This is a genomic window from Halolamina sediminis (genome assembly GCF_001282785.1).
GTDB classification, from domain to species: domain Archaea; phylum Halobacteriota; class Halobacteria; order Halobacteriales; family Haloferacaceae; genus Halolamina; species Halolamina sediminis.
This window is the reverse complement of record NZ_CVUA01000001.1, coordinates 2,043,291-2,057,994: the sequence shown is the minus strand read 5'-3', so window position 1 is coordinate 2,057,994 and position 14,704 is coordinate 2,043,291. Positions and strand designations below refer to the sequence as shown.

The 14,704-nt window shown below is 68.5% G+C and carries 18 protein-coding genes and 1 tRNA gene; 11 read left to right on the top strand and 8 right to left on the bottom strand.

What is annotated here, in order from left to right; translation table 11 throughout:
- Positions 1-71 precede the first annotated feature (71 nt).
- Both BN1959_RS10305 and BN1959_RS10300 read left to right on the top strand, forming a co-directional pair.
- A complete protein-coding gene (locus BN1959_RS10305) occupies positions 72-878 on the top strand; it encodes an inositol monophosphatase family protein (protein ID WP_053948574.1) in 807 nt (268 codons plus the stop codon).
- 444 nt (positions 879-1,322) lie between these two features.
- Positions 1,323-1,772, top strand: coding sequence for an Lrp/AsnC family transcriptional regulator (locus BN1959_RS10300; protein WP_053948573.1), 450 nt, complete (start codon positions 1,323-1,325; stop codon positions 1,770-1,772).
- On the opposite strand, the gene BN1959_RS10295 is transcribed toward BN1959_RS10300, so the two are convergent.
- Positions 1,769-2,134 carry a hypothetical protein gene (locus BN1959_RS10295; RefSeq protein ID WP_237560324.1) on the bottom strand — a complete coding sequence of 122 codons (366 nt, stop codon included), beginning with the start codon at positions 2,132-2,134 and terminating at the stop codon, positions 1,769-1,771. The genes BN1959_RS10300 and BN1959_RS10295 overlap by 4 nt on opposite strands.
- Before the next feature lie 99 nt (positions 2,135-2,233).
- On the opposite strand from BN1959_RS10295, the gene BN1959_RS10290 reads away from it, so the two are divergent.
- The 4 genes from BN1959_RS10290 to BN1959_RS10275 all read left to right on the top strand — a co-directional run bounded on the left by BN1959_RS10290 (position 2,234) and on the right by BN1959_RS10275 (position 6,209).
- The gene (locus tag BN1959_RS10290) at positions 2,234-3,328 is read left to right on the top strand and encodes a DUF63 family protein (protein WP_053948572.1); all 1,095 of its coding nucleotides are present in this window, start codon (positions 2,234-2,236) and stop codon (positions 3,326-3,328) included.
- Between the two features lie 209 nt (positions 3,329-3,537).
- Positions 3,538-4,881 carry a ribonuclease J gene (locus BN1959_RS10285; protein ID WP_053948571.1) on the top strand — a complete coding sequence of 448 codons (1,344 nt, stop codon included), beginning with the start codon at positions 3,538-3,540 and terminating at the stop codon, positions 4,879-4,881.
- A 2-nt stretch (positions 4,882-4,883) separates the two neighbouring features.
- Complete coding sequence (gene idsA3, locus BN1959_RS10280) at positions 4,884-5,930, top strand: geranylfarnesyl diphosphate synthase (RefSeq protein ID WP_053948570.1); 1,047 nt, start codon at positions 4,884-4,886, stop codon at positions 5,928-5,930.
- 27 nt (positions 5,931-5,957) lie between these two features.
- Positions 5,958-6,209 carry a hypothetical protein gene (locus tag BN1959_RS10275; protein WP_053948569.1) on the top strand — a complete coding sequence of 84 codons (252 nt, stop codon included), beginning with the start codon at positions 5,958-5,960 and terminating at the stop codon, positions 6,207-6,209.
- Positions 6,210-6,250: 41 nt separating this feature from the next.
- Here BN1959_RS10275 and BN1959_RS10270 read toward each other — a convergent pair whose 3' ends face one another.
- Entirely contained in the window at positions 6,251-6,829 is a 579-nt protein-coding gene (locus tag BN1959_RS10270; protein ID WP_053948568.1) for a metallophosphoesterase, read from the bottom strand.
- A gap of 124 nt (positions 6,830-6,953) precedes the next feature.
- On the opposite strand from BN1959_RS10270, the gene BN1959_RS10265 reads away from it, so the two are divergent.
- Positions 6,954-7,910 carry a DMT family transporter gene (locus BN1959_RS10265; protein WP_053948567.1) on the top strand — a complete coding sequence of 319 codons (957 nt, stop codon included), beginning with the start codon at positions 6,954-6,956 and terminating at the stop codon, positions 7,908-7,910.
- Between the two features lie 12 nt (positions 7,911-7,922).
- Here the strand turns inward: BN1959_RS10265 and bcp are convergent, their stop codons facing one another.
- From bcp to priS, 3 genes are read right to left on the bottom strand one after another with little or no spacing between them, the layout of a single operon-like run.
- Positions 7,923-8,381 carry a thioredoxin-dependent thiol peroxidase gene (bcp, locus tag BN1959_RS10260; protein WP_053948566.1) on the bottom strand — a complete coding sequence of 153 codons (459 nt, stop codon included), beginning with the start codon at positions 8,379-8,381 and terminating at the stop codon, positions 7,923-7,925.
- A 51-nt stretch (positions 8,382-8,432) separates the two neighbouring features.
- The gene (locus tag BN1959_RS10255; protein WP_053948565.1) at positions 8,433-9,368 is read right to left on the bottom strand and encodes a DNA replication complex subunit Gins51; all 936 of its coding nucleotides are present in this window, start codon (positions 9,366-9,368) and stop codon (positions 8,433-8,435) included.
- Positions 9,369-9,422: 54 nt separating this feature from the next.
- Positions 9,423-10,598 carry a DNA primase small subunit PriS gene (gene priS, locus BN1959_RS10250; RefSeq protein WP_053948564.1) on the bottom strand — a complete coding sequence of 392 codons (1,176 nt, stop codon included), beginning with the start codon at positions 10,596-10,598 and terminating at the stop codon, positions 9,423-9,425.
- Positions 10,599-10,828: 230 nt separating this feature from the next.
- Here priS and BN1959_RS10245 point away from each other — a divergent pair, with 230 nt between their 5' ends.
- Genes BN1959_RS10245 through rpl12p form a run of 3 tightly spaced genes read left to right on the top strand, consistent with a single transcriptional unit; the run spans position 10,829 to position 12,864 of the window.
- Complete coding sequence (locus BN1959_RS10245; RefSeq protein ID WP_053948563.1) at positions 10,829-11,467, top strand: 50S ribosomal protein L1; 639 nt, start codon at positions 10,829-10,831, stop codon at positions 11,465-11,467.
- Entirely contained in the window at positions 11,464-12,513 is a 1,050-nt protein-coding gene (locus tag BN1959_RS10240; protein WP_053948562.1) for a 50S ribosomal protein L10, read from the top strand. Before BN1959_RS10245 ends, BN1959_RS10240 begins: the two co-directional genes overlap by 4 nt.
- Positions 12,514-12,519: 6 nt before the next feature.
- A complete protein-coding gene (gene rpl12p, locus BN1959_RS10235) occupies positions 12,520-12,864 on the top strand; it encodes a 50S ribosomal protein P1 (protein WP_053948561.1) in 345 nt (114 codons plus the stop codon).
- Between the two features lie 97 nt (positions 12,865-12,961).
- Here the strand turns inward: rpl12p and BN1959_RS14745 are convergent, their stop codons facing one another.
- Positions 12,962-13,138: a multidrug transporter gene (locus BN1959_RS14745; protein ID WP_154018264.1), complete on the bottom strand. Its 177-nt coding sequence runs from the start codon at positions 13,136-13,138 to the stop codon at positions 12,962-12,964.
- Between the two features lie 141 nt (positions 13,139-13,279).
- Positions 13,280-13,364 (bottom strand) — tRNA-Leu (locus BN1959_RS10230).
- 149 nt (positions 13,365-13,513) lie between these two features.
- On the opposite strand from BN1959_RS10230, the gene BN1959_RS10225 reads away from it, so the two are divergent.
- Entirely contained in the window at positions 13,514-14,077 is a 564-nt protein-coding gene (locus BN1959_RS10225) for a DUF420 domain-containing protein (protein WP_053948560.1), read from the top strand.
- Here BN1959_RS10225 and BN1959_RS10220 read toward each other — a convergent pair whose 3' ends face one another.
- Complete coding sequence (locus BN1959_RS10220; protein WP_053948559.1) at positions 14,078-14,620, bottom strand: cupin domain-containing protein; 543 nt, start codon at positions 14,618-14,620, stop codon at positions 14,078-14,080.
- Between the last annotated feature and the right edge of the window lie 84 nt (positions 14,621-14,704).

Sequence of the window (14,704 nt, the reverse complement as noted above, 5' to 3'; positions counted from 1 at the left end):
TCGTCGGCCCGGGCTCACACGCGAGCAGGACCCAGAGCGTTCTTGGGGCTGGCTCACGGAGACCGAAAACCATGCACGAACACGGAGCGAGTGGCCGCGCCGCGCTCGCCCGCCGCGCGGCCGTCGCGGGCGGCGACGTGGCGAAGGAGTTCTTCCGGACCGGCGTCGCGGTCGAGACGAAGGACGGGAAGACCGACGTGGTGACTGAGGCCGACCGCGCGGCCCAGCGTGAGGTCGAGGGGATCATCCGGGATGAACGTCCCGAGGAACCGATCGTCGGCGAGGAGGACGACGCGCGCAAGTCGGTGCCGGAAACGGGGCCGGCGTGGATCGTCGACCCCATCGACGGCACCAACAGCTACGTCCGGGAGCTCACGACGTGGGCCACCGCGGTCGGCTGCGTGACCGACGGTGAGCCGGTTGCGGCCTGCAACTACCTGCCTGCGATGGACGACGTGTACACCGCCGACGGCGAGGCGGCCTACCGCAACGGCACCGAAATCTCGGTTTCGTTAGTGAGCGACCCCGAGCGCGCCGCGGTCGTGCCGACCGTGTGGTGGCCGCGGGAGCGACGCGACGAGTACGCCCGCGCGTGTGAGGCTATCGTGACCCGCTTCGCGGACTTGCGACGGCCCGGCAGCGCACAGGCCGCGCTCGCGATGGTCGCCGCCGGCTCGGTCGAGGGGGTGATCACCAACGTCCAGACGAAGCCCTGGGACACGATCGCCGGCGTCCACCTCGTGCGGCAGGCCGGCGGGAAAGTTACCGATCTGGAGGGAGACCGATGGCACCACGACGCCCGCGGGCTGGTCGTCTCGAACGGCACGCTCCACGACGAGATGCTGGCGGCCGCACGGGAGATCGACGACGCGGTCTGACCTCCGTTGCGTTCCGGTCTGTTCCAGAAAGAGAAAAATATCGACAAGACGCGTATCTTCGCTGGGAACACTTGCGGTTCACAGCTTTCCTGCGGTGGCGCGAAAGCGGGCACGGCCTCGTGCCGTGCCTCAGCGCGAGGGACGAGTGAGCGACGGAAAGGAGCGAACGAGTCGGCTGGGGAGGTATGTGGGCTGTGCGGGTGAGTGGAACTGAAAGGGGCTGTCGGCTCCGGGAAGGCGGACGAGGCACGCACCGCAGGCGACCGACGCGAGCCCCCCGACCGGAGCCGGCAGGGGCTTTCACGGTGTTGTTGATCTCCGACAACCCAACACCTCGAGTCTCACTGAGCACAGCTAATCAACCCAAGCCCAAACCCCGCCCGACAGACACGAATCAGCGGCCCAGTCACAACCGCAAAGAGCCTCCACCCCGGACCCCGAACCATGGAACTCGACGAGACGGACCGGCAGATCCTCCGTATCCTCCAGGAGGACGCCCGGACCCCATTCAGCGAGGTGGCCCGCCGGATCGACATGTCCAGTGCGACGGTCCACGACCGGGTGAACCGCATGGAAGAGGCGGGCGTCATCGAGGGGTACCACGCGAGCGTCGACGCCGACGCGGTGGGGTACGGCGTGAGCGCGTTCGTCGGCCTCCGCACCGAACAGGGCCGCGAGGAGGAGGCGCTGGCCCATCTCGCCGGCCTACCCGAGGTACAGGAGGTCCACCTCACGACCGGGCAGTGGGACGTGATGGTGCGGGTCCACGCCGCGGACACCGAGGCGCTCCGGGACCTGATGTTCGACCACATCGCCGACACCGAGGGGTTCACGCGCTCACAGACGATGGTGGTGCTCGGTACCGACTACGAGGCGGACGGGCTGCCGGTCTAGCCGACGTACTGCGCCTCGGCGGAGTTGCGGTCCTGGCCGAAGTCGACGATCTCGGCGTCGATCACGTCGCCCACGCCCGCGCCGTCGGGCACGCCGTCGACGAAGATCACGAACCCCTCCTTCTTGCAGACCGCGACCCGCTCGCCGGAGTGGTGGCTGTTGAACTCCTTGATGCCCAACGAGACGCGATCGCCCACGTCGACCGGCGGCTCCCGCTCGGTGGCGGCGTCGTGGGCCTGCCGCGACTGGTCGCGCTGGGCCCGCTCGATCCCGTCGGCTCGCCCCTTCCGGTAAGCGGCGTAGACGGCGATCACGGCGACCGCGACGCCGCCGGCCACCAGCATCGGTGTCGGACTGACCATACCACCACGGGCGGGTCGCGTGAGGTAACGTTACTGGTCCCGGGTCGGTCGATGCGGGATACCGCAACCCTGAAGCCCCACGCTGTGCGGTGTTGAGGTATGTTCTCCCTCCGCGAGTGGGCTGATGGGAACCCGGAACGCCTCTGGGCCGGGGTCGTCGGCACACTCCTGGTGGCGCTGGTCGGGGGGTCGATACTCGCCCCCGAGACCGTCTACGATGGGTTCATCTGGCACTACTTCTGGGGACCGGTACAGGCCGACGCACACAACGCGGTCTGTGCGGTCCGCCCCGGAAGCACTGTCGAGTACCTCTACAGCACGTCGGCGTGCCAAGCGGCCGCCGAGCCCGTGGCCTACCCGGGCTACACGGTCGTCAGCGAGATCGGCTACATCGTCTCGCTCCTGCTCACGATCACGGGCGTCGTGTTGCTGCTTGAGCGGCTCGGGATCGGCGAGGAGCGCGGGCTGTTCTGGGCGATGGTGCCGTTCATGCTGCTCGGCGGCGCGCTCCGGACCGTCGAGGACGCCCACAACGCGATGGGCGACAGCTGGTTCGACTACCCGCTGAACACGCTGCTGATCAGTCCGATCATCTACTTCACGCTGTTCGTCATCGCGCTGGCTTGCATCCTCCTCTCGCTGTGGCTGGCCCGGCAGGAGTACGTCGACGACTACGTCCGCCCGCTGACGGCGATGGGCAGCGGCGCGTTCCTGCTCTCGGTCGGCTACCTCTCCTACCTCGCGCTGACGGATCCACAGGTGCAGTTCTACCCGCTGGTGCTGGTCGCGATGGTCGGGCTCTCGGCGGCCGCGGCCGTCGGGACGTGGTACGCCATCGAGACGTTCGCGCCGAGCATCAACGAGGGGACGGGGATCGCCGGCGGGATGGTGCTCGTCGCTCACGCCGTCGACGGCGCCGCGAACGTGATCGGGCTGGACTACCTGATGGCGCTGGGCGTGCCGTACAACCTCAACCCCAAACACCCCGCGAACCAGTTCATCGTCGACCTGTTCGGGGCGGCGTGGCCGTTCCTCGTCGTGAAGATGGCGGCGGCGACGTTCCTGATCTGGGTGTTCGAGCCCGAACTGGTGGAGGAGACGCCGCGGTACACGACGCTGCTCCTGATCGCGGTCAGCGCGGTCGGGCTGGGACCGGGCTCTCGGGACCTGTTGCGGTCTGTTTTCGGGGTCTGAGGCGTTCTCCGGCGGTCGGCCGTCGACCCGCGCCATTTTTACCCTCGGACGCAGAAGGACGAGTAAGAACATCCCGCGGGTAAACGCCACCGGGGCGTTGCGGGGATCGGTGACCGACGCGCTGTAAGACGCCGGGGTCCACGACCCCCACGCTCGCGGCTGTTTCAGTACGCACACCGCCACGAACGTGGCTTTGAGTGCATCCAACCATGGAAGTCGAAATCGCAACAATCGGCGGCTACGAAGAGGTCGGTAGACAGTGTACCGCGGTCCGCGCGGGCGACGACGTCGTCATCTTCGACATGGGCCTGAACCTGAGTAAGGTCCTGATTCACGACAACGTCGAGACCGAGCAGATGCACAGCCTCGACCTGATCGACATGGGCGCCATCCCGGACGACCGGGTCATGTCCGAGATCGAGGGCGACGTGCAGGCCATCGTGCCCACGCACGGCCACCTCGACCACATCGGCGCCATCTCGAAGCTGGCCCACCGCTACGACGCACCGATCGTCTCGGCGCCCTTCACGATCGAGCTGGTGAAACAGCAGGTCCAGGGCGAGTCGAAGTTCGAGGTCGACAACGACCTGATCAAGATGGACGCCGGGGAGACGATGCAGATCGGCGACGACACCGAACTGGAGTTCGTCAACGTCACCCACTCCATCATCGACGCGATCAACCCCGTGCTCCACACGCCGGAGGGCGCCGTGGTGTACGGGCTGGACAAGCGCATGGACCACACGCCCGTCATCGGCGACCCGATCGACATGGATCGGTTCAGCGAGATCAGCCGGGAGGAGGGCGTGCTCGCGTACATCGAGGACTGTACCAACGCCTCGAAGAAGGGCCGGACGCCCTCCGAGCGCGTCGCCCGCGAGCACCTGCGTGACGTGATGATGAGTCTGGAGGATTACGACGGCGGGATCGTCGCGACCACGTTCTCCAGCCACATCGCCCGCGTGAAGAGCCTCGTCGAGTTCGCCGAGGAGATCGGCCGCGAGCCGGTGCTGCTCGGTCGCTCGATGGAGAAGTACTCCGGCACGGCCGAGCGCCTCGGCTTCGTCGACTTCCCGGACGATCTCGGGATGTACGGCCACCGCAAGTCCGTCGACCGCACGTTCAAGCGGATCATGAAGGAGGGGAAGGAAAACTACCTCCCGATCGTCACCGGCCACCAGGGCGAGCCCCGCGCGATGCTCACCCGGATGGGTCGCGGCGAGACCCCATACGACATCGAGGACGGCGACAAGGTCATCTTCAGTGCCCGCGTGATCCCGGAGCCGACCAACGAGGGCCAGCGCTACCAGTCCGAGCAGCTGCTCCGGATGCAGGGCGCCCACATCTACGACGAGATCCACGTCTCCGGCCACCTGAGCCAGGAGGGCCACTACCAGATGCTGGAGGCGCTCCAGCCCGAACACGTGTTCCCCGCCCACCAGGACCTCAAGAACGCCGCACAGTACGTCGACCTGTGTGAGTCCGAGGGGTACACGCTGGGCGAGGACATCCACCTCTCGCGCAACGGGCAGGTCCACCAGATCACGGAGTAACGATGAGCGACGAAGCGACGGTCGAACGGCTGCTCGCCGCGGTGAAACAGCGCCGCGAGCGGGTCAACGACGCCATCGCCGAGGAGCTCCCGATCGAGGAGCCCGAACGCCTCTACGAGGCCTCGCGCTACCTGCTCGACGCCGGGGGGAAGCGCCTGCGGCCGACGGTGTGTCTGCTCGTTGGCGAGGCGCTGGCCGACGTGGCGCCGGGGACCGCCGACTACCGCGAGTTCCCCGCGCTGTACGACGGCGAGGTCGACCTGCTGCGGGCGGCAGTCAGCATCGAGGTGATCCAGTCGTTCACGCTGATCCACGACGACATCATGGACGACGACGACCTCCGGCGCGGCGTGCCGGCGGTCCACCGCGAGTACGACGAGTCGACCGCGATCCTCGCGGGCGACACGCTGTACGCCAAGGCGTTCGAGTTCATGACCGACACCGGCAGCCGGCCGGAGCTCTCCGTCGCGGCCACCAACCGGCTGGCGCGCACCTGCACCGAGATCTGCGAGGGGCAGGCGCTGGACGTGGAGTTCGAGACCCGCGCGGGCGTGCTGCCCGAGGAGTACCTCGAGATGGTCGAGCTCAAAACCGCCGTGCTGTACGGCGCCTCCGCGGCCATTCCGGCGATCCTGCTCGGCGCCGACGACGAGACCGTCGAGGCGCTGCGGCAGTACGGGATCGACTCCGGACGCGCGTTCCAGATCCAAGACGACGTGCTCGACCTCACCGTTCCGAGCGAGGAGTTGGGCAAGCAGCGCGGCTCGGACCTCGTCGGGGAGAAGGAGACGCTGATCACCCTCCACGCACGCCAGCAGGGCGTCGACGTGGACGGGCTCGTGGGCGCCGAGACCGCCGACGAGCTCACCGAGGCCGAGGTCGCCGCGGCCGTCGAGACGCTCGAGGAGGCGGGCAGCATCGAGTACGCCCGCTCGAAGGCCGAAGAGCTGACCGCGCGCTCGAAGGACCACCTCGACGCGCTACCGGACAACGAGGCAAGCCGGCTGCTCGCTGACTTGGCGGACTACCTGATCAACCGCGGCTACTGAGCCGCGAGCCACGGCCGTTTTTCGGCGGTGACGGCGATCGACGCGTACGGAGTCGACCGCCGTCGCCGTTCCGTTCGCCAACTACTGTTCGTGATCGCCGGCGCCCACACCGGGACGTTCGCCGGCTCCGTGATCCCGACGACGTTCGGGCTCCCGGGCGACGTTGCGGGCGGGCTCACGATCCTGCTGCTGTTTCCGCTCCCGTTCGTGGTCGACGAGAATCGGAGATTCCCGTCTGCACACGAGAGCGTCGCTCTCGTGAACGTCGACGCGAGGTAGGAGTACGCCGACCCACTGTTCACGAAGCTGATGCGCTGAGCTCACCGCAGGTCGATCTCGAACCGGGACTCGGCGGCTGCGGCGTCCCGAAGGCGCTCGGTCGACCCACACCGATCGAGCAGCGCCGTCAGCCCATCGAGCCGGACCGGGCGGTAGTCGAGTAGCTCCGCGGAGACGTTCACGCGACGCGCGTCGGCCGCGACGAACGGGTGCGTGTCGGGGTTGTTGTCGTGGTGGTGGCCGTGGATCACCCAGCCGTCCCAGTCCTCCGGCACGTCCTCCGGGCGGTGAGTGCAGTAGAACGTGCGCTCGCCGTGATCCAGTACGGTGGCGTCGACGACCGGGAACGGCGCGTCGTCGGGGTCGAGCCCGACGTCGTGGTTGCCACGCACCAGCAGATCGCCGTCGAGCTGGTTGAACCGCTCGATCGTCTCCCGGCCGTCCTGCATATCCATCGCCACGTCGCCGAGGTGGACGAGCACGGCGTCGGGCGGGACCGTCTCGTAGTGGGCGTCGAGCATCGCGCTGTCCATCGCGCCGGGCGAGTCGAACGGCCGGTCGCAGTACTCGATGATGTTCGCGTGGCCGAAGTGGTGGTCGGAGATCAGGTAGCGGCTCACGGCGTCGATAGCGGGAGATCGGTACTTAAACTCTCACTCCGGTGTGGGCCCGACTCTCACGCCGGTGGCCGGCAGATAGGACCGCGATGGACACGCTCAAGCCGCCGCCGCCACCAGTTCCGACGTGTCCCGCTATCAGGACGCCGGGCTGTTCGTGGTGCTGGCTGTCGCGTGGGGGGCCGGCTTCTCGGCGATCGAGGTCGGCCTGGAGACGATCCCGCCGATCCTGTTCGCGGGGTTTCGATTCGATATCGGCGCAGTCGTAACAATCGGCGCGCTCGCGGCGCTGGGGCGGCTGGATCTCCCGCAGACCCGCGCGGACTGGCAGGCGATCGCCGTCGCGGCGGCGTTTCTCGTGTTCGGGAACGTCTTCTTCCTCTTCTTCGGGCAGCTCTACACCTCCGGCTCGGTCGCGTCGGTCGTGTACAGCCTCAATCCCGTGCTCACTGTCGGCTTCGCCGCCCTGCTACTCTCGGGTGACGGGCTGGCGCTCCGGGACGCGGTGGGGATCGTCCTCGGACTGATCGGCGTGGTGCTGATCGCGCGGCCGTCGCCGACCGCCGCGACCGAGCCGCCGGCCGGGGCTCCCGATCTGCTCGACGGCGCGTTCGCGCTGCTCGGGCCGGACGCGCTCGGGGCGGCGCTGGTGTTCTGTGCGGTGATCGCAGTCGCGGCGGGCAGCGTGCTGCTGCGCCGGGTCGACGCACCGATGGCCAGCCTCCCCACGACTGGCTGGGCGATGGGGCTGGGCGCGATCATGCTCCACGCCGCCAGCCTCGGGCTGGGGGAGTCGATCGTCGTGCCATCGGGGACGTGGACGTGGGTCGCGGTCGGCTACGTCGGCGTCGTCGCGAGCTCGGTGGGGTACGGGGCGTACTTCACGCTGATGCGCAGTCGGGGGCCGTTCACCGCGAACCTCGTGAGCTACGCGGTGCCGCCGGTCGCCGCCGTCACGGGCTGGGCGCTACTCGACGAGGCGCTCCCGCCAGCGGCCGTCGCCGGCTTCGGCTGCATCCTCGTGGGCTTTCTCGTGCTGAATCGAAAAGTGGTCAGCGAGGAGCTCCAGCGACTGCGGGCCTGATCGGGCGAGAAGTCAGTTCAGGTCGAGATCCGCCAGAATCTCCTCGGCGTGGTTCTCGGGGTCGACGCCCTCGTAGACGGCGACGATCTCGCCGTCGTTCACGACGAACGTGTTGCGGAACACGCCCATCACTTGGTTGCCGAAGACGTTCTTCTCGCCGTAGGAGGCGTACGCCGCGGACACCTCGCCGTCCTCGTCGGAGAGCAGGTCGAACGGGAGGTCGTACTTCTCACGGAAATCAGCCAGATCCTCGACGGGGTCGTCGCTGATGCCGACGACTGAGACGCCCGCCTCCTCGTAGGTGTCCCAGTCGTCACGGAACGAACAGGCCTCGGTGGTGCAGCCGGGCGTGTCGGCGCGCGGGTAGAAGTAGACGACCGCGTACTCGCCGGGCAGATCCGAGAGCGAGACCACGTCGCCGTCCTGGTTGGGGAGCGAGAACTCGGGGGCGTCGTCGCCGGGTTCGAGCATGCCCGAGCGTGCGACCGGCGGGGACTAACGCTTTCCGCTCCCGGCGACGCCTCACCAGAGCTGCTCGGCGGCCTCGCGCTGGAGCAGCGCCTCGGCGTTGTCCGCGGGCAGCGACACCACGTCCTCGCTCTCCAGTTCGTACTCGCGATCGTCGACGCCGAGCAATCGCCCCACGTCCTCGGTGACGCGGACGGTCGTCCGCTCGTCGTCAGCCGCCGCAGCGGCGGCCTCCGTCCCCGCGCCGGTCGCGGCGGCGTCCGCACTCGTAGGCGCGTCGTCTCCGCCCACGTCGGCGCTCGCGGTCGCGACCCCGCCGTCCGATCGGGGATCGACCGGTGCCTCGGGCGGTTCCGACCCCGCCGCCTCGGCCTCACCGGCCGGCCTGTCCGGCGGTGCCGGCGGCACGTCGTCGGACTCGTCGGCGCTCGACGGGCCGGCCGGATCGGGCGCGCCCGTGCCGACCGCCGGCTCGTCGCGTGAGGGACCGGTGTCGTCGGTTCCCGTCGGCGCCCCGCCGCCGGGCGCTGCCGGCTCGCTCGGTTCCGTCGTCTGGGTCGGCTCGGGCTGGGCGCCCGGCGAGCCCGCGGGGACGCTGTCGCCCTCGCCGGCGAGGATGTCCAGCACGCGCGAGCGGTTCTCGCCGATACGGCCGACCATATCCTCGAACAGGTCCCGCTCTTGCGTGGTGAGCCCCTCCTCCTCCACGGGCATATCGGCGGCCTTGAACGAGGCCATCTTGACGACCTTCCCGACGCGGCGCTCGTAGATCGCCTCGACGACGTCCTCCGCGCGCTCGATGTCGTCGCTCAGCCGGGAGACCTCGGGGTCCGAGAACGGCTCGTCGGCTTCCTCGGCCACGCGCTCGCGCTCCGCTTTCAGCTCCTCGATGTACGCCGCGACGTCCTCGTAGAACGAGTCCCGCAGGTGCTGGAGGCTGTCCTTCTGGCGCTCCTTGCTCTGGACCGTCTGGAGTTCGTCGATATCCATGCTGTGTGTTGGGGCCGCGCGGGTGGCGCAACGGCGGCCTGCGGGGTCGTTCGGTTACTCTGCGGCTTTCTCGGCGCGCCCCCTCGCCATGAGGAACACGCCGACGTACTCTTCCACTGATTGCGGACCGGGCTCTAAAGCTGTTTCGCCGCCGAGATCGACCGGGCCGGGCTCGGTGACGTTCACCATGATCCGCTGGCCGCGGAAGCGGTGGGCGACGGCGTCTTCTAGCGGGTCGAACGCGTCGAGATCCGCGGGGTCGATTGGTTTCACGACGAAGCCAGTCCCGCCGTGGAGCGTCCCCGGGAGTCGGATCAGCCGGCGGACGTCGGTGGTGACGGGCTCGTCGATCGGCGCGGTCTCGTTCCCGACGACCTGTGCGGTCAGCGCCTCGATCAGCTTGCGCAGGCCGGGACCGCCGGCCTCGACGTTCCCCTCGCGGATCGCGTCGGGGTTGCGCTCCGCGGCGTCGAGGATGGTGCTCGCCCGGCCGTCGCCGATCCCATCGAACGCGGTGAGCGCTTCGAGGGCGTCCTCGCGGTCCATCTCCCGGAGTTCGGCGACGAACTCCACGAGTTCGCGGTGGACGCGTCGGCCCCAGCCGCCGCCGGTCTTGAGCTCGCGGCGGGTGGTGCCGCCGTAGGAGACGGTGCGGATCAGGTCGTCGCGGTCGAGGTCGACCGCGCGGACGTAGTCGACGATCTCGCGCCGGGCCTCGCTGTCGAGGTCGAGCAACGCGCCGTTGCGGACGTGGACGTGGTAGCCACGGCCGCCCGAGAAGACGATCAGCAGCTCGTCGTCGGCGAAGCCGAAGTCCTCCCGGAGCAGGTCGAGCAGTCGCTGGAGTGCGTCCTTACACGCCGCGAGCATCTCGGCGTAGCTGGCCTGTTCCTCGTCGACGCCGGGGAGGTGGTCGGCGTCGAGGTCGAACACGAGATCCGCGCCGCGCCAGCCCTTCTCGGCCATCGTCCTGTTGTCGGGGTCGTCGTAGCGCGCCGCCGAGAAGTAGGCGTGGCGGGGCGCCTCGCGTTCGAGGAACTCCCGGACCGACTGGGCATCCCCGCCCATATCCAGCAGCGACCGGTGGCGGACCATCGTCGTTCCGTCGCTCTCGGTGTAGGGGATGTGCCCCCACTCCCGAGCCGCGGGCTCGGGCGGCACCGAGAGGTCGGCGTCGGCGTAGTAGTCGCCGAAGCGCCCTCGAAGGTAGTTCCGCGTGCGGTCCTCCATTCCTGTGCTCGCTTGTGGAGTTCGTGGTATAGGGTTTTGCCTTCGCCGACGCGGCGCGTCGCCGCGCCACGGGACGGCGTCACAGGGTCCGAGACGGCGCCCTCGCCGGGTTTCGGCGGGTCCCGAGTTCGACGGCTTTAAGTCTCGCATCGCCGTCGTCTCGGGTGAGACAGGCGTAGCCTGTTTCACTCACCCGTAGGAGCCGCCTACGCGTACTACGGAGGTGAAAGATGGCAGATTCAATAGAGGAAGCAGTATCCCGCGCACTCGAGGACGCACCCGATCGGAACTTCACCGAGACGGTCGACCTCGCAGTTAATCTGCGCGACATCGACTTGAACGACCCGTCCAACCGGGTCGACGAGAGCGTCGTGCTCCCGTCAGGAACCGGACAGGAGACACGTATCGTCGTCTTCGCGACCGGCGAGACCGCCGTCCGCGCCGAAGACGTCGCCGACGAGGTGCTCAGCCCCGACGAGCTGGAGGATCTCGGCGACGACGACGACGAGGCGAAGGACCTCGCCGACGATACGGACTTCTTCATCGCGGAGGCCGCGATGATGCAAGACATCGGCCGCTACCTCGGGACCGTGCTCGGTCCGCGAGGGAAGATGCCGACCCCGCTCCAGCCCGACGACGACGTGGTGGAGACGGTCGAACGGATGAAAAACACCGTTCAGATCCGCTCCGGCGACCGCCGGACGTTCCACACCCGCGTCGGCGCCCAGGACATGACCCCCGACGAGGTCTCGAACAACATCGACGTCATCATTCGTCGTCTCGAGGCCGACCTCGAGAAGGGCCCCCTCAACATCGACTCCATCTACGTGAAGACCACGATGGGGCCGGCCGTGGAGGTGCCCGCATGAGCGAAGCCCAGGACGTCCGCAAGACCGAGACGGTGCCCGAGTGGAAGCAGCAAGAGGTCGACGAGCTCGTCGACTTCCTCGAGCGCTACGACGCCGTCGGCGTCGTCGGCGTCACGGGCATCCCCTCGCGACAGCTCCAGAGCATGCGCCGCGGGCTCCACGGCACCGCCGAGGTGCGCATGAGCCGCAACACGCTCATGACCCGCGCCGTCGAGGAGGTCGACGAGGGCCTCGAACAGCTCGCCGCGGAGATCAGCGGCGAGGTCGCCTTCGTCGGCTCGAACGACAACCCGTTCGGGCTGTTCAAGGAGCTCGAAGCCTCGAAGACCCCGGCGCCGATCGGCGCCGGCGAGGTCGCCCCCAACGACATCGTCATCCCCGAGGGTGACACCGGGATCGACCCCGGCCCGTTCGTGGGCGAGCTGCAGTCGGTCGGCGCCTCCGCCCGGATCATGGAGGGGTCGATCAAGGTCACCGAGGACTCCCACGTGCTCGACGCGGGGGAGACGGTCTCCGAGGACCTGGCGAACGTGCTCGCCGAGATGGGTATCGAGCCCAAGGAGGTCGGTCTCGACCTGCGCGCCGTCTACGCCGACGGCGTGCTGTTCGAGCCCGACGAGCTCGCACTCGACGTCGACGAGTACCGCGAGGACGTCCAGGCTGCCGCCGCGGCCGCCCGGAACCTCTCGGTCAACGCCGCCTACCCGACCGCCGAGAACGCGGGCACCCTGCTCGCGAAGGCGGCCGGCGAGGCCAAATCCGTCGGCCTCGAGGCGACGATCGTCAACGAGGAGCTCGCCCCCGATCTGATCGGCAAGGCGGACGCACAGCTGCGTGCGCTGGCCGCCCAGATCGACGACGAGGAGGCACTCCCCGAGGAGCTGCAGGGCGTGGAAGCGCCGGCAGCCTCCGAGGACGTCGACGAGGACGAGGACGAACAGGACGACGAAACGACTGATGCCGAGGACGCCGACGACGCTGAGCCGGAGGACGACTCCGACGACGACAGCGACGGCGGGGAAGGTCTCGGCGAGATGTTCGGGTAACTTACAATGGAATACGTTTACGCTGCACTCACGCTGAACGAATCGGGCGAGGAGATCAACGAGGAGAACATCACGGCCGTGCTCGAAGCGGCCGGCGTCGACGTCGAGGAGTCCCGCGTCAAGGCCCTCGTGGCCGCGCTGGAGGACGTCGACATCGAGGAGGCCATCGAGACGGCCGCCGCTGCGCCCGCCGCGGGCGGTGCGGCCGCCGGCGGCGCTGACGGTAGCGCCGACGAGGCCGAGGAAGCAGAGGAAGAGGACGACGCCGAGGAGGAGGCCGAGGCCGAAGACGACGACGACGAGGGTGACGACGAGGAGTCCGGCGAGGGCCTCGGCGAGCTGTTCGGTTAAACGGCAGCGACCCTCTCACCGACGCTTCCGCAGTGCCGATTTCTTTCGACGCTCGTTCGGGAGTGGCGACGCTGGCGTGATCGCTCGTTGACGCCCCTTACCGCAGCCAGTTGATCGCCACGATCGCGACACAGACGGCCGCGATCGCGAGCGGCGCCGCCGAGTCCGGCTGGCCGAACTCCCAGCCGAAGACCGTCGTGCCGACGACGGCAACGGCCGCGACAGCTAGTCCGATCAGTTGGAGGGCTCGCGAGTCGCTCGACTTCCCGGGCATAGCTGGCGCTACTGGGGCGAGATGCATAGTTCTCCAGGACAACACTATCGCTATTCGAGTAACGTTCGGAAGGATTGTGCGTGGGTGCTGTCCAGCGGACGAGCACCTGCATCGTATGGTGAGTGGTTGCTCACCGTGCGATGCGTGGGACCGGATTTGAACCGGCGGACCTCTACAGGACAGCGCCCTCAACGCTGCGCCGTTGGCCTAGCTTGGCTACCCACGCTCGCGTGCTTGCTGCAGTCGTTCATTACCGACGGTCCAGTAAAAGGGCTTCCTTTTCGCGTCGCCGTCGGGCGACGAGATAGCCCCGGGGAGCCGACGGCGCCGTGCCGTTGCCACACGTTTCTTGGCCCGCGGGGTCGACGCTCCGGTATGAACGTTCGTGCTACCGTCCGCGACCACACGCTCGGGACGGCGACGCTGCTCTCCGTCGTCGCGCTCGCGCTCGTGTTCGCCGCCGCGTTGCGTGTCGTCCCCGCGGAGGCGCTCCCGCAGGCGCCCGCGGCGATCGTCGACGCGATCCCCCACCTGAACGCGCTGATCTGTACGGTCGCGCTGGCTACCGTGATCCTTGGCGTCCGGGCGATCCGGGAGGGGAACGTCGAGCGCCACCGGAAGCTAATGGGGGCGACGTTCGGCCTGTTCGCGCTGTTCCTCGTCGCCTATCTCTACCGGGTCAGCCTCGTCGGGCCGACGGAGTTCCCGGCGACGGGGCTGTTGGAGACGGCGTACCTCGCGATCCTCGGGATCCACATCACGCTCGCGATCGTCTGCGTGCCGCTGGTGTTCTACGCGCTGCTGCTCGCGTGGAGCTACCCCGTCTCGGAGATCCCGGAGACGAACCACCGAAAGGTGGGCAAGATCGCGGCGCCGCTCTGGGCGATCTCGTTCGCACTCGGTGTCGTCGTCTACCTGCTCGTGTACGTGATCGCCTGACTACCTCCACTGCGGTTCGGACCGCTCCGCGCCGCAGTCGGGACAGACCACGACCGTCTCTCCCTCGCGATCCCCAGACGCGACCTGCATCTCCTCGCGCCCACACGCCGGACAGCCCCGGATTCGGTGCTCGCCGCCACACTCGGGACAGGCCAGCAGCACCTCGCCATCCCACGCCGGGGAGAGCCCGCGGTGGCCACAGTCCGGGCAGTCCAACGGGATGCGCACCTGCTCGGTCTCGGTCGGTGCGCCGAGTGCGAGCACGAGGGCCGGCGACTCCCCCACGTTCGTGCCGGTCTGGTACTCGCCGGGCGCGAACCGAACCGCCTCGCCGGCGTCGACGACGATCGGTTCCGAGAGCGTCTCGAACGTCACCGTCCCCTCGACCACGTAGAACACCTCCTCCTGATCGAGGTGGGCGTGGAGCCCGCTCGGCAGCCCGTCACCCGGAGAGAGGCGGTAGCGGTTGATCGCCACGTCGGTCGTCCCGAGCGCGTCCGAGAGCGACTGCCGATCCGTACCGTCGGGCGAGAACGTCCGCATACGGGCTCCTTCGGCGGGCGTGAGAAAGAGCTTGTGCCGTCCCTCAGTCGTTACAGAGTCACGGCTGACGATCGCCGTCCCTCA

Excerpts from the sequence above, each read along its gene's own strand:
- BN1959_RS10305 (WP_053948574.1), top strand. The coding sequence starts at position 72 with ATGCACGAACACGGAGCGAGTGGCCGCGCCGCGCTCGCCCGCCGCGCG.
- BN1959_RS10300 (WP_053948573.1), top strand. The coding sequence starts at position 1,323 with ATGGAACTCGACGAGACGGACCGGCAGATCCTCCGTATCCTCCAGGAG.
- BN1959_RS10295 (WP_237560324.1), bottom strand. The coding sequence starts at position 2,134 with ATGGTCAGTCCGACACCGATGCTGGTGGCCGGCGGCGTCGCGGTCGCC.
- BN1959_RS10290 (WP_053948572.1), top strand. The coding sequence starts at position 2,234 with ATGTTCTCCCTCCGCGAGTGGGCTGATGGGAACCCGGAACGCCTCTGG.
- BN1959_RS10285 (WP_053948571.1), top strand. The coding sequence starts at position 3,538 with ATGGAAGTCGAAATCGCAACAATCGGCGGCTACGAAGAGGTCGGTAGA.
- idsA3 (WP_053948570.1), top strand. The coding sequence starts at position 4,884 with ATGAGCGACGAAGCGACGGTCGAACGGCTGCTCGCCGCGGTGAAACAG.
- bcp (WP_053948566.1), bottom strand. The coding sequence starts at position 8,381 with ATGCTCGAACCCGGCGACGACGCCCCCGAGTTCTCGCTCCCCAACCAG.
- BN1959_RS10255 (WP_053948565.1), bottom strand. The coding sequence starts at position 9,368 with ATGGATATCGACGAACTCCAGACGGTCCAGAGCAAGGAGCGCCAGAAG.
- priS (WP_053948564.1), bottom strand. The coding sequence starts at position 10,598 with ATGGAGGACCGCACGCGGAACTACCTTCGAGGGCGCTTCGGCGACTAC.
- BN1959_RS10245 (WP_053948563.1), top strand. The coding sequence starts at position 10,829 with ATGGCAGATTCAATAGAGGAAGCAGTATCCCGCGCACTCGAGGACGCA.
- BN1959_RS10240 (WP_053948562.1), top strand. The coding sequence starts at position 11,464 with ATGAGCGAAGCCCAGGACGTCCGCAAGACCGAGACGGTGCCCGAGTGG.
- rpl12p (WP_053948561.1), top strand. The coding sequence starts at position 12,520 with ATGGAATACGTTTACGCTGCACTCACGCTGAACGAATCGGGCGAGGAG.
- BN1959_RS14745 (WP_154018264.1), bottom strand. The coding sequence starts at position 13,138 with ATGCCCGGGAAGTCGAGCGACTCGCGAGCCCTCCAACTGATCGGACTA.
- BN1959_RS10225 (WP_053948560.1), top strand. The coding sequence starts at position 13,514 with ATGAACGTTCGTGCTACCGTCCGCGACCACACGCTCGGGACGGCGACG.
- BN1959_RS10220 (WP_053948559.1), bottom strand. The coding sequence starts at position 14,620 with ATGCGGACGTTCTCGCCCGACGGTACGGATCGGCAGTCGCTCTCGGAC.